Source organism: Anabaenopsis tanganyikae CS-531 (assembly GCF_029891675.1).
GTDB lineage: Bacteria > Cyanobacteriota > Cyanobacteriia > Cyanobacteriales > Nostocaceae > Anabaenopsis > Anabaenopsis arnoldii.
Genome location: NZ_JANQDF010000127.1, coordinates 1 through 14090 on the forward strand (window position 1 = coordinate 1; position 14090 = coordinate 14090).

11 protein-coding genes are annotated in these 14090 nt (G+C 43.7%); 3 read left to right on the top strand and 8 right to left on the bottom strand.

Translation table 11 applies throughout. The features are described from left to right. Positions 1 to 73: 73 nt before the first annotated feature. The gene (locus tag NWP22_RS12535; protein ID WP_280801960.1) at positions 74 to 889 is read right to left on the bottom strand and encodes a hypothetical protein; all 816 of its coding nucleotides are present in this window, start codon (positions 887 to 889) and stop codon (positions 74 to 76) included. 573 nt (positions 890 to 1462) lie between these two features. After that, positions 1463 to 2551, bottom strand: a complete 1089-nt coding sequence (locus NWP22_RS12540; RefSeq protein WP_271733239.1) for a RuBisCO accumulation factor 1 — start codon at positions 2549 to 2551, stop codon at positions 1463 to 1465. A gap of 166 nt (positions 2552 to 2717) precedes the next feature. On the opposite strand from NWP22_RS12540, the gene ubiE reads away from it, so the two are divergent. Then, positions 2718 to 3407: a bifunctional demethylmenaquinone methyltransferase/2-methoxy-6-polyprenyl-1,4-benzoquinol methylase UbiE gene (gene ubiE / locus NWP22_RS12545; protein ID WP_271733240.1), complete on the top strand. Its 690-nt coding sequence runs from the start codon at positions 2718 to 2720 to the stop codon at positions 3405 to 3407. 45 nt (positions 3408 to 3452) lie between these two features. After that, entirely contained in the window at positions 3453 to 4688 is a 1236-nt protein-coding gene (locus tag NWP22_RS12550; RefSeq protein ID WP_271733241.1) for a DUF445 domain-containing protein, read from the top strand. A gap of 27 nt (positions 4689 to 4715) precedes the next feature. Here NWP22_RS12550 and NWP22_RS12555 read toward each other — a convergent pair whose 3' ends face one another. From NWP22_RS12555 to topA, 6 genes are all read right to left on the bottom strand, one after another. After that, entirely contained in the window at positions 4716 to 7268 is a 2553-nt protein-coding gene (locus tag NWP22_RS12555) for an HD family phosphohydrolase (protein ID WP_271733242.1), read from the bottom strand. 246 nt (positions 7269 to 7514) lie between these two features. After that, on the bottom strand, positions 7515 to 8444 hold the full coding sequence (locus NWP22_RS12560; protein ID WP_271733243.1) for an ADP-ribosylglycohydrolase family protein: 930 nt from the start codon (positions 8442 to 8444) through the stop codon (positions 7515 to 7517). 12 nt (positions 8445 to 8456) lie between these two features. Further along, the gene (locus tag NWP22_RS12565; RefSeq protein WP_271733244.1) at positions 8457 to 9551 is read right to left on the bottom strand and encodes a glycerol dehydrogenase; all 1095 of its coding nucleotides are present in this window, start codon (positions 9549 to 9551) and stop codon (positions 8457 to 8459) included. A 143-nt stretch (positions 9552 to 9694) separates the two neighbouring features. Beyond that, complete coding sequence (aroQ, locus tag NWP22_RS12570) at positions 9695 to 10165, bottom strand: type II 3-dehydroquinate dehydratase (protein ID WP_280801961.1); 471 nt, start codon at positions 10163 to 10165, stop codon at positions 9695 to 9697. 13 nt (positions 10166 to 10178) lie between these two features. Beyond that, on the bottom strand, positions 10179 to 10316 hold the full coding sequence (locus NWP22_RS12575; RefSeq protein ID WP_271733245.1) for a hypothetical protein: 138 nt from the start codon (positions 10314 to 10316) through the stop codon (positions 10179 to 10181). A gap of 408 nt (positions 10317 to 10724) precedes the next feature. Next, positions 10725 to 13376: a type I DNA topoisomerase gene (gene topA / locus NWP22_RS12580; RefSeq protein WP_271733246.1), complete on the bottom strand. Its 2652-nt coding sequence runs from the start codon at positions 13374 to 13376 to the stop codon at positions 10725 to 10727. Between the two features lie 127 nt (positions 13377 to 13503). Here topA and NWP22_RS12585 point away from each other — a divergent pair, with 127 nt between their 5' ends. After that, positions 13504 to 13665, top strand: a complete 162-nt coding sequence (locus NWP22_RS12585) for a hypothetical protein (protein WP_271733248.1) — start codon at positions 13504 to 13506, stop codon at positions 13663 to 13665. Positions 13666 to 14090: the final 425 nt, after the last annotated feature.

Below are 14090 nucleotides of genomic sequence, written 5' to 3' on the forward strand. Positions count from 1 at the left end.
TTTCTACTATCAACTGCACTAGGCATCCCCCCGTGCCATTGACATCACTTATATAATACCAATGTGCTTTCATTTAGCGATTGCTACACACAGATGCAAGCTCTGCGTAGCGATCGCCTGTGCCAGTTGCGTAAGTCCTAGCTAATTCAAAAACGTTTCTTAAAGCTAGGGCTAAGTCATACTCTGAATCTCTATCAACAAAGCCATCAGAGTTACTGTCACCCTGCACGATGATATTTTGTAAGTTACTTCCCCCTAGAACATTAGACCTTAAACTACTGTATCCATCTATTTCCCAACGATTTGTGGTGGGAATAGTCCCACCTGTACCAGTAATACCAAAAAAAGTTGTATCTGTCTCTCCAGTTCCCCCAGCATCAGTTTCAAATATAATTTCTACACCCCGCTGAATGATTCTACCGCCGCCGTCAATCAAACTCCCATCAAAGTTTAAATCTCCATCTACGTAACGTACTAAATCAAATCTGATGGGTTGATCAGTGATGTTGGTAATACTATAGACTTGATCTAATCTTGCACCCGTCCTAACTTCACCCTCTCTATTAAAGCTATCTTGAACAATTTGCTCTAGTTGAAACTGGAGTCCGTTAATAGTAAAGGCACTATTTGCAGTGGTGTCTGTAGAACTAGTAAACGCCTCATCGTTAGTCTGAGATAGAGCTAACTCAATACGTTGACCAGTTGTACCATCCCCCGCAATAATTCCTAGGGCAATGAAGGATAAATAAGTTGTACTAGCAGGTCCTATACTCCCAACAGGATCATAAACACCAGCCTGTCCGCCAACACCAGAACTACCAAAACGACCAAGTTCATCTACAGTAACTTCAAGTCCACCATCTCCAGGAGCGGTTTGAATGGTTCTCATAGGTTATAGGGTTCCTTTTAGTTTTATGGGTTAATTTTTTCAAACTTGTACTAGACCAACTCAAGTGGTAGCGTTACCACCAGCACAGCTTTGATACAGGCTCAATCTATATACGAAGTAGAATCAGATCATGCTGCAAAATGCTGGGAGTTTTTTGCCACACTCATATCAGACAGATTAAACAAGGGACTAATCGCCTTGCGTACAAAAAACTATCAGAAATTACAATCAGACACATCCTACCAAGTAACCCATAATTACTTTAGTCTGGGTATAAAAAATTAATAAATTTTCATATTTAGTATCGGCTAAGTATTGGTTAGGACATGACTTTTGACAAATCTGGTAATAATTGCTGTTTCCAGACTTTACTAAAAGTATGTAAGAAAAGCGATCGCATACTCTTGTCAGAGGTCGATCGCTTTTCTGCAAAAACCCACTAGGGAAGATTATGAAAATAATGATATATATGATACATTAATTTCTGAAGTATCAGAATCTGTACCGGTCAAATTCACCCAAGAGCCTACCAAATCAACCCCTAAGAACACCTGTTAAATTTGTCATTTGACATTACTCATCAATTTGCCAGGAATCTTTGCTGATCACATCATCAAAAATTTTCTTAGGACGGACAATCACAATCACTCGCCCCAGTAGAGAAATTTGAGGCTCGGTGTCAAACCACTGAAAATCTAATTCCCCATTGTGTTCAACCACGAAATAGCTGGAATCATCCCATTGACGCGCGGCGCGGTCTACAACCACCAGCACGGGTTTTGGTAAATTGTTTTCCTGGTTAGGGAGGCGATCGCTATTACATAAAATCACTACAGGATCTTCCGCAGTTAATAATACTTGCCAACCAGGTAATGGTACCCAAGCCTGTTCCCCGGCAAATTTAACTAAACCAAATGGTTCCAGGCTTTCTACTAGGGGTACAGCTTGTAAATCTTCTGGTGTTAATGGCAACTCCCCCACTACCGGCACGATGCGGGGTAATTCGTCTTCTGACTCAAAGCGATAAAAAGGTAAAATGGGGGCGGGACGCTGGGAGACTACAGTAAAATCAACTAATAACTGTTCGATTTTGTTCCTAGCTGTGGGGGTGTGGGCAAATTTCAAACCCTTGGCAATTAGACGCGATCGCTCTTGTAAATCTGTATATTGCCGTGCTAACTTCCAAGCTTGATAGGCAACAGCATCACCAGGATGGGCGGAAAAACCGGTCGGTAAAGTCCGCAAGCGGGAGAAATCCTTAATTGCTTTTGCAACTTCCCGCGCTTCATCCATATCGAGCTTGTGGGTAAAGGTCAGTTCAGCCGCTGCGGCCCGTTCTTCGTGGGTCAGCGAGCGTAATTCGTATAAAATATCGCTACCCCGTGTACCGTAGTGCGATCGCGTCGCTTCCGAAGCACCACCTTTTTCTAAAGAATGATAAACTTGGGAACCAACAACCACCTGGTTTTGTTGAATTGGCTCAAATCCAGTTTCCTCAAAAATCTGCTGAGGATTGTAACCGGCTTTTTGCAAGGAGGCGATCGCCGCTCCCCACTCTACCCAGTTACCTTGTTTTTGTCTGAGCTTTCGCAGCAACTCCTTTACTATATCTTCATTCACAGCATTTTCAGGATTTTGAGCATTAGAAGGTAAATTAGTCATAATTCGGGAGTGGGAGCCTAAAATAGGAAAGTTTTTTTTAAATGTGAATTAGCAACGCTAACTAGGATATCTGAAATTTCACCCCCCAGTTTATCGTTTCTGTCTTACACATACTATACTAGTGTCAAAATATTCTTCACTCTTGACCATTCACAGATGACCAATAATGAATCGAGAAATCCGCGATATTTTTGACCGTATTGCTCCAGTTTATGACCAGTTAAATAATTGGTTGAGTCTGGGACAACATCGGATCTGGAAGGAAATGACCATCAAATGGAGTGGAGCTAAACCAGGACATACTTGTCTAGATATATGTTGCGGTAGTGGTGATTTAGCCTTTGGTTTAGCCAGATATGTGGGAAACCAGGGACAGGTGTATGGTGTGGATTTCTCAGCCAATCTACTAGCAGCTGCTCAAGAACGCGCCCAAAGCCTGCACCCCCAACCCAATATTTCTTGGATAGAAGCTGATGCACTCAGTTTACCTTTCGAGGATGGCCAATTCGATGCGGCAACTATGGGCTATGGTTTAAGAAATGTTACAGATATTGATCGCAGTCTTCAAGAATTACACCGCGTTCTCAAGCCTGGCGCAGTAGGGGCAATTTTAGACTTTCACCGTCCCAGAAATCAGCAGATGCGAGCTTTTCAGCAATGGTATTTAAGTAGTATAGTTGTACCCATGGCTGAACAAATGGGTTTAAAACAAGAATATGCTTATATCAGTCCCAGCTTAGATCGTTTCCCCACTGGGGAGGAGCAAGTCGAGTTAGCCCGTCAAGTTGGTTTTACTGCGGTTACACACTATCCCATTGCCAACGATATGATGGGAGTATTGGTAGTCAGTAAATGATTTACCACTTGTGGTTTATCAAGCCTAATTCTCTTAATTTTTACCTTGGATTGGTCTCACCTTTGGTTTTATTTATTACCCCCGTTCCTGGGTGGCACTATTGGCTATTTCACTAACGATCTAGCCATAAAAATGTTGTTTCGCCCCTACCGAGCCATTTACATAGCGGGGCGGAAATTACCATTTACTCCCGGATTGATTCCCAGCAATCAGGAACGTCTGGCTCAAAAAATTTCTAATACAATTATGGGGTCATTGCTGACTCCAACAGAATTGCAAAATCTGGCGCGCCGGTTGTTACAAACAGAACGCGTACAGTCAGCCATTTTGTGGTTATTGCAGTTGGCAATTACACAAATTAAAGAGGAAAAAAACGAAAAAAGTGCCACAATAGTCGCAGGAATTTTGCGTGATTTGTTAGGAGAATCATTACCTCGGTTACTCAAAGTTTTGGCAAGGCGAGAAGATTTTTTAGAGGTACAGATTAATCAAATCTTTGACCAAGTATTGCTGGAATTACAACTGAGTGAAGAACAATCAACAAGGCTAGCTGATTGGTTACTACAGGTAGTTTTACCTCCAGATGTATTGCGACAGGTAATTATTGATTTTTTGACTGACCGCACTATTCAAACTATTGATGAAAGCTTTCGAGAAAAGACCAGTGGTACTTATTGGGTAGTAGCAAATTTATTTGGTTTACGTAATACTCTGACGAGACTGAGAACTTTTTGCTTAGATGAAAAAGATGCTACTAATGCTCGTTTAGAGGAATTGATTCAAGTTTTGCAAATGCGCGATCGCCTGAAAAAAGTCTTGCAAGATTTATCATTACAAAACTTACCCATAGGGACAGTGCGCCAACTCCGAAAGACTACAAGGGAAAGTGTGCGTCATTATATCCAGTCGAGTGGTGGCGATTTACTTCAAGGATTGACTGATTCTGTTAACTGGGAAAAGATAGCCAAATTACTACTTAATCGTTTGAGCAATTCACAGGTAGTCGGTTCTTCTTTGGAAGTTGTCAGTCAAGAGTTGGCGAAAATTTTAGAAAGATATTTGGAAAAAGATTTAGAAAAAATTGTCGCGCAGGTAATTCCAATATTATCGATAGATAAAGTAATCATTGACCGTGTGAAAGCAACTTCACCTGCTGATTTAGAAGCTGCAATTGAGGGAATCGTCAAAAATGAACTACAGGCAATTGTAAATTTAGGTGGTGTTTTGGGTTTTCTGATTGGTTTATTGCAAGTAGGATTTTTAATCTTGACCCAGGGTTAGTTGTTCTGGCCATGATTAACTTTAAATTCACCCATTGTTACTCACCTTTAACTTAGGATAAGCAATGCGCTTGTGGTGAAATTGCTGCCAAACATCTACAAATATACGGCTGATTTCTGACATTTCTTGCCTTGTCAGTCCTGAATCTACCATTTGATTGTCTTGCCATTTGGCACGCAGAACATTATTCAGCATGGTTAAGGCTTGTTCTGGAGTTGCATCTTTGAGCGATCGCAGGGCCGCTTCACAAGAGTCGGCTAACATGACTATTCCGGTTTCCCGTGATTGGGGAATCGGTCCGTCATAGCGAAAATCCGCCTCATCTACTATTAAGCTGGGGTCTTCCCGGGACATTTCTAGTGCTTGGTGATAAAAATAGGCAATCAATATTGTTCCTTGATGCTCAGGGATGAAAGCTTGAATCGCCGTGGGTAAAAGGTGTCTTTGGGCCATCACCAACCCCTCACTCACGTGCTTTTTGATAATTGCTGCACTCTTCCAAGGATCTTGAATCTCTTCATGTTTATTAGGCCCCCCCATTTGATTTTCAATAAACCCCAGGGGATCGTGCATTTTACCGATATCGTGATACAGAGTTCCAGCCCTTACTAGTTCTACATTACATCCGAGCTTTTTGGCTGCAGCTTCAGCCAGAGTAGCTACCAATAGGGTATGCTGAAAGGTTCCTGGGGTTTCAGTAGCCAGTCGTTTTAATAAGGGGCGATTGGGATTAGCTAGTTCAGCTAATCGAATGGGGGTAACTAAATCAAATACTTTTTCTAGATAAGGACTTAAGCCCAAGGCCACAATACTCCAGGCTAAACCAGATAATGCAAATAATCCTGCTCCCTGAAGTACGCCATACCAACCTGCGCCAAATACCGCACCGATGAGCAGCTTCATGATCAGGTACATACCCCCTTGAGTCAGGGCGATCGCTACACCTAATAATGCCAATTCTTCGCGCGATCGCAATTTTTGCGCCATGGTACTGCCCAATATTCCCGCCGCTCCACCAGCTAACAGCGAAATTATGCTGATTTCCACTGTCATTGGTAGAATTAACAACAGCAGTACCACAACAGTAGCACCTAAAATAGGTGCATAAAAGCTACCCAACAGTAAACCCACGCCGCTCCAGGTGGTATATGGTAAGCCAAGGGCGATTACTGCAGGGGTAGTGAGGGTAAGTAGCAGTACTAACAGGTAATCGCGCTGCCGCAATTTATACTCGATTTTTTTCCCTACCACAACAAAAATGCCAATTGCTGCTGTGATCATACTGGCTAATTTCATCAATTCTCGCCAGTTATTCTCCCGGCGAATTAATTGATAATGCTCCAGAACATCAAAGTGCCATTGAGTAATATCTTCTCCTTTGGTAACAATCAGATCTCCTTGCTCTACCTTCACTATTACAGGTAATACTCTATCTGATGCTTGCTGTATTTGTTGTTTGGTTTGTTCCTCATCAGTCTTGAGATTCGGTTGCAGCACGGCTAATAAGAAGTTAGTTACCAAGGGTTCGGCATTTTTTGGGACAACTTCCTGGATGTTGAGCTTCACCGCATTTTCTAGAATACTTGAAGGTAATCCTGGGGAAATCCCTTGAGCCAGAATTCTGTCAGCGCTCTGGCGAATTCCTGCCTGTGCTTGCTGCCACTCGTCATCTGATAATTGCAGCAGGGTGGTTTCAGTGTAAACTTGCGGGGGACTGGCTAACTGTTGCTGTAACAGTTGGATTCTGGCTTGGCTATATTTTTGCCGCACTTGGGAGGTTTGCAATATGAGTGAATCCAAATTTTTAGCTGAAGTTGTAGCACGATAAGCTTTGAGTTCTGCTACTGCTTGAGCCAACTCCCTGTTCTGGGCAAGATTAAGGGGTTTTTGATTACCAGGAGACACAAACAGGGGTAAATTACCGGAACTGAGGAGCGGTGAACCAGTAGATGATGGGAATAAGGGCAGTTTTTCTGCTATGGTGCTTCTGTGTGTATTTTCGGGGTTACTTTTGTTTGGGTTAACTGACAAGCTTGATTGGTTTGGGCTATTATTTCCTAAACTTGCCAGTAGGGTTTTCCATTCTGCAATAGAACAGGAACGAAGATAATGCTGGGTAGGAATAGACACAACTGTTGTATCAAAAAAGGGAAAAACTCCAGCTACTGTGCGAATTTTCTGGCCTTGTTCCAGAAGTTTGTGTAAATTATTGTTGATTATTTCAGTCTTGTGGACATCGACCATCAACACTGGGATGGAACCCTTACTGGCGGCTTGGCGTTTGGCTTGTGTTTGTCCTTTATCCTCAATGTTAGCAGTATAGGGTGCTTTGATGGTTTCCGGTGCTGGAGTACCTACTGTCAGTTGCGGTTGATTGTATAGTTTATGCCCCATAACCCCAGTCAGAGATAGGACAGCGACGGCCAGAACCACGGAGGAACGCTGAGAATGCAACCAGCTTGGATATAGTGCGTCAATACCCCGTCGAGTTCTGACCGTTTTTGCCATTGTTCTGAGTGCTATTTCTGGTTTTTGGTGTTCGCTGTTGTCAAAATATTGAGAAAATCTCTGCTTGTTCATAATCTCCGGCTGCTTACTTTGATAACTCAAAACAAGACAATCCTCAAAGAATCCCTAGGTTTTGTGGATGCGATCGCGCTTTGCCCATTGGCAAAGCTCATGAGAAGATTGGTAATGCTATCTGCTTGAAGCCAGTTACACAGCATAGCCACCTACATCAGGTTATTTTTAGAGAGGACAAAAATACTAAATTTTCTAGTTATTAACTGGTATTTGGCGCTTACAAACGGAACGGCGGCCATTATCTTAACGGGACTGAATAACGCGAGGAGATGCAAAGACGCAAAGGGCAGTCTGTTCTTCATGTCTTACACATCCTTCCCCTGGATACTCATTGAAATGTACAGCGGGATCATACACTCCTGACCATACAGCAACCAGTACATCAGCTAATTCTACCACTGGACTCCTGGAATTATCAGGGGATAACAAACCATGCCATTTTACAGGAATACCCAGGGTACTATTGTAAGCCCCTGATAATGCACCAGTAATTATACTGATGGTTTGCAAATGTAAATTTCCAGTTTCTCCCTCCCTAGTATTATCCTTGTGAGTAGCTCGCAAAACTGCCAACTGCAGGTCTTCCAAGGTGCTGAGAAAGCAGTAAAACGCCATCACAATAGCATGAATCGCATCGTCTTCTCTACTAAATTCGGCTTGTACTGTTTCTAACCCAACTGCTTGCTCTGATAAATTATTCAGTTTTATTAATTTATCTGGTAACAGCGTGGATGTGTCGCCAATAAAACTGATGATTTCGGGTATGAGGGTTTGAGGATCAAGTTTTTCGGTGAGAGATTTGGCTATGGTGTATCCTACTGCTAGTGTGCCATCCCTGACAACTGGTTCACCGCCCCATATTGGCAACATCTCCAGCAAGTTTTGTCGTAGGTGGGTGCTGTGATCATGAAAAAAAAGTGCCACTGGTAATGTGGCAATTATAGCTCTGAGCAGAAGGCTATCAGTACAGTTTAAATCAGGAGGTTCTGTAGGATGCTGATCTGGCCAGTTATCTAAATCTAATTTACCTAGCTCTATTAAGTTTTTAGTACCCAGAAGGAGTATTTCGCTCACATCACAGCTAAGATAATTCTGGGCATCCTGTGCTAAAACCTGACCTAGTAATGCTCCTAATAAAGTACCTTTAAACCGATTAATCAGTGGGTAGCGCATAATAAAAAAAAATTACAATTGCCGCCGTCGCTTTCCCTCCGCATCAGCAGTACATAAGGCCGCTAGGACACTTTCAGGGGTAATTTCACATGGTTCATTATAAATCGTTTCGCCGGCACTACAAGCTTGTTGCGCCGCTAAAAATAAGCGATCGCGACTAACTCCCTCCAGTCCTAAATCCGCTAGGGTAGTCGGTAGTCCCACCGCTTCACAGAAGCTAAAGACGCGATCAATCACCGCACTTGGGCGATCGGTTAAAATCAGCATTGTCAGTACCCCAAATGCCACCTTTTCACCATGCCAAAACTTTTTAGTTTCTGCGAGCATTGTAAACCCATTATGAATGGCATGGGCTGCAGCCAGTCCGCCACTTTCAAAGCCGAGTCCACTCAGTAACGTGTTCGCTTCCACCACCCGTTCCAAAGCCGGAGTAACTACGTTTTGTTCACAAGCGGTTTTTGCGTGAACCCCATATTCCAGCAAGGTTTCATAGCACAGATGGGCGAGACTAAAGGCAGTTATCGGACCCATGCGCCCGGTCATATTTTTAGCGCGTTTAATCTGACAGTCTTCTGCTTCAAACCAGGTAGCGAGGGCATCTCCCATACCTGATACCAGAAAGCGCACAGGGGCTTGGGCGATAATACTTGTATCTACTAAAACTAAGTCTGGGTTGCGGGGTAAGACCAGATAGCGTTCCCATAGGCCTTCGGGGGTGTAAATCACTGATAGGGCGCTACATGGGGCATCGGTTGAGGCAATAGTGGGGACAATGGCGACGGGAAGTTTTAATTGATGGGCGGTGGCTTTGGCTGTGTCGATGGTTTTTCCCCCTCCCACACCGACAATTAAATCTACTTGATAACTTGTAGCTGTTGATATATGTTTATCAATTTCGCCATCGCAGCATTCACCCCCAAAACCTTGGAGATATACTTCGACTTTTCCCGCGGTGAACTCTTCAATCAAGGGTTGGAATTGCCCAAAAATCACGGGATCGATGATTACAAGGGCTTTTCGACCTAAACGACTTAATTCTTCACCGAGCAACTTGATAGCATTGCTACCTTGAACATATCGGGATGGGAAAATGGCAGTAGTAATCATGGGCTACTCCTCAAAATTATTTCATATCTTCGGGTTAAATCATGCCGACACTAGGGCTACCTCATACCTATCAAATCAATCTTAAGCCTGGTTAGGTCTAGACAGTTTTACCTACCGCAAAATATGACAATTTTTTAGGAAAATTAATGTTTTTTAACTTGATTTCTTAAGTGATCCACGAGGGCTTGTAAACCCAGCAAATAACTTTGCACACCAAAACCACTGATTTGTCCGATAGACACCGGCGCAATGAAAGAATGGTGGCGAAAATCTTCCCGGCGATAAATATTACTTAAATGTACTTCCACTGTGGGTATATTCACCCCAGCGATCGCATCCCGCAAAGCCACACTTGTATGGGTATAAGCCCCCGCATTAATCAAAATTCCCTGATGTTTTCCTAAAGCCCCATGAATCTGATCTACCAAAGCCCCTTCATGATTTGACTGCACAGGAATTACTTGCGCTTGTAACTTCAAAGCTTCTGCTTCTAACAAGCGGTTAATATCAGCTAGAGTCAAGGAACCATAAATTCCTGGTTCTCGCTGTCCTAGTAAATTTAAATTGGGCCCGTGCAGTACTAAAATACTAATAATTGGTGAATACGAGTTCAATTTTTTTCAGGTATTAACGACGACGCGAGCGCTCATTGACAGGAATCGGAATTAGTTCCGGTTCTGGCTCTGGCTCTGGGCTTAATAAAGCTTCAATGAGCTTGCGTGCCAACGCTTTCAGCTTTTCTAGCACTTTATTTATATAGTCCATTGAACTGACTGCTCCTGAGATACTACCTCAATATTGTGACTAACGGCTACGCGTAACTCGCGTATTTTCGCACCTCTTGATTGAGAACAGGCTGACAGCAACCGAGCCTTCCTGGAAGTGAACTACTTCTAAAATTGGCTTTTGTCATCAACCCTACCTTTTAGAGTATCACATTACGACCTTTGACACCTCCGGCTACAAAGTCACAGGGAACATGGAACACCGGAACACCGAAGGATTGGGGAACACACCCAACACGGTATGGCTAACGCCACGCTATCGCTATGGACTTCGCTCACAGACCACACAAAAAACAATAAAATCCAGTCCCCTTTCCCTGATAAAGGGAAAGGTGAGGGAGGGGTCAAACAATAGTTGATACACTAATCATGACTGACTAAACATCCTCTAAGCTTCTGGATCATTTTTTTTAGTGCGAGTCTGGGATGATTTAGCAGTTGACTTGGTGCGAGATGTTGTAGATTTAGTCGTCTTGCGAGTAGATTTCTTGGTAGAGGCTTTGACTGCTAATAATTCTAGGGCTGTAGATAGGGTGATATCCTCTACCGAATGACCTTCTGGGATGCTGGCATTAATTTTGCCATGCTTAATATAAGGACCATAGGGGCCATCATAAATATTTACTGGCGTACCTTCATCAGGGTGCATACCCAATTCCCGTAAAGCTGTCTTGGAGTTGCTACGGGTAGATCCGCGCCCCTTTTTCGCTTCAGATAATAACTCCAATGCTCTTTCCAGGGAAACTGTCAGCACATCATCACCAGCTTTGAGGGAGCGATAATCTTTTCCCTCCTTACCCTGGTCGTGAACAACATAAGGACCAAAGCGCCCCAAACTGGCTTTAATTTTACCACCTGTGACTGGATGAACTCCCAATGTCCGGGGTAGAGACAACAGACCCACAGCCATCTCTAAAGAGACATTTTCCGGTGTGACACCTTTGGGTAAAGAAACTTGTTTGGGTTTGGGATTTTCCTCTGTTTTATCACCCAACTGCACATAGGGACCATAAGCACCAATTTTGAGATAAATGGGTTCACCAGTTTCAGGATGGCGACCCACCTGGTCAGGTCCTGCGGTTTTTTGTCGCAGCAGTATTTCTACCTGTTTGGGGTCAAGGTCAGATGGTGTGAGGTCTTTGGGAATGGAAGCAGTAACCACAGTACCATCATTCTCCATTTCGATGTAGGGGCCATATTTTCCTATACGGATTTTAGCCTCTAAATTTTCTAATACTATCGTTCTGGCAAGAGTGGCATCAATTTGATGTTCTTGTTCTTTAACTAGAGTGTCTAAACCTTTGTCTCCGAGATAAAATTGTCGTAAATAAGGTAACCAATTAGCCTCCCCTGTGGCAATGTCATCTAGAGTTTGTTCCATCTTGGAGGTGAAACTGGGGTCTACAATATCCGGGAAATACTTTTCTAGAAGATTTGTGACGGCGAAGGCCGTGAAAGTAGGAATCAAGGCATTACTTACTAATTGGGCATAACCCTTATCGATGATTGTACCGATAATACTCGCGTAAGTACTAGGGCGGCCAATACCTTCACTTTCTAGAGTTTTCACCAGGGTGGCTTCGGTATATCTAGCTGGTGGTTGGGTTTCGTGACCCACGGATTCTAAGTCGGTACAATTGGGATGATCCCCCACTTTCAAACTAGGCAAAATTACTTCTTGATCTTCCAAGGCTGCATCTGGATCATCCGAACCTTCTACATAAGCACGCAGGAATCCAGGAAAATCAATCCGCTTACCAGCAGAACGAAAGCCAGCATCTTCAACTTGCAACTGTACAGTAATTTGGGTTTGGCGACAGTCAGCCATTTGACTAGCGACGGTACGCTTCCAAATCAAGTCATAAACAGCCAGTTCCCGACCGCTTAAACCAGTTTCTTGGGGAGTACGGAAAGTGCTCCCAGCGGGGCGAATAGCTTCGTGGGCTTCTTGTGCGCCTTTAGATTTGGTGGTGTATTGGCGGGGTTGGGGACTGAGGTAGTTTTTGCCGTAAAGTTGTTCTACACAGGTACGAGCGGCGGTGATTGCCTGATCAGACAAATGTACTGAATCTGTCCGCATATAGGTAATATACCCTTGCTCATACAAATTCTGGGCAATCCGCATAGTGTCTCTGGCTGAGAGACGCAGTTTACGGTTTGATTCTTGTTGGAGTGTCGAAGTGGTAAAGGGTGGCGCTGGTTTACGTGTTACAGCCCGTTCATCGATGTTGTTGACATTCCAGGTTTTGCCCGTCAGCCTTTGTTTGAGGGCGATCGCTTGGGCTTCGTTCAGTAACAAGACATTGCGCCCTGCGGAAATTTGTCCTGTGGCTGCGTCAAAATCACTACCAGTGGCTACTTTTGTTCCTCCCAGTGTCACTAACACAGCGCCAAAGGCGGTTTTTTCCTGCACTAAGTTAGCTTTTAAATCCCAATATGTACCTTCATGGAAGGCTCGCCGTTGGCGCTCCTTGGTGACTAAAAGTCTTACAGCTACTGACTGTACTCTTCCAGCGGATAATCCCCAGGCGATTTTTTTCCACAGCAGGGGAGACAGGGTATACCCCACTAATCGATCCAAAATCCGCCGTGTTTCTTGGGCTCGAACTAACTCCTCATCAATATTGCGGCAGTTTTTCAAAGCTTTTTTAATAGCTTCTTGGGTAATTTCGTGAAAGACCATTCGCTTAGTCGGAACTTTTGGCTTGAGGAGTTGGTATAAATGCCAACTGATGCTTTCGCCTTCCCGGTCTTCGTCTGTTGCCAGAATCAGTTCATCTGCTTCTTTGAGGGCTTCTTTAAGCTGGGTGACAACTTTCTTTTTGTCTTTGGGGACTACATACACCGGTTCAAAGTCGGCTTCTACATTTACCCCCAGCTGGGCCCACGGCTCCGCCTTCACAGCGGCGGGAATTTCCGTGGCAGATTGGGGTAAGTCACGGACATGGCCCATAGACGCTTCTACCCGATAGTTTTTTGGCAGGTAGTTGCGAATGGTACGAGCTTTGGTCGGAGATTCGACGATGACGAGAGTTGACATGGAAATTTCAAGAAAAAGAGTAGCTATGCTAGCTAAACAGTCAAATTGATGTGATTATGGCTACGCCATGCAAGCTATCGGTGAAATGTCAAGATAAAACGTCACGCTTAGGGCTGTGATTTAATCTATGGCTACGCCACGCAAGCTATCACACGTTAGTCCTCACCAGATGAAAATACACCAAGCTAATGGCGCGGTTCTTCCTAGAGGATGGGTTGGGGAAATGCTGGCGATGAATCACCAGCTATTTCAATCTTTAACTTATCTAGGGCAGAATTGGCGAATCTAGTTTATAAAATCCCCCTCAAGTTTCATCAGGTGAATATTTTAATGTGATGGCTTTTGTGGTATCCTAATTTCTGCATTGATTAGATTTGGTAAGGTTTAAACCACTTTTAAAAAACACAGTCGAGAGAATACCCCCAAATATCCCCGCACTCGATCTAAGTTAGAGTCCCAATAAAAATCCCATTTACCTTTATTGTTTTACCCCGCCTTTGGTGCGTTCCTGTGTTCGCTGTTACCTATTCCGCTGTGTTCCCCTATTCCCTGTTCCCTAAGAGGATGTTTGTCAAGTCATGATTAGTGTATCAACTATTGTTTGACCCCACCCCCTTCCTTACAAGGGTAGGTTTTTAATATGATCTGTGAAGGCAAGACTACCGAAGACAAGGAAGGAAAGTGGACAAGGAAGATTTTATACGGACAATGGTC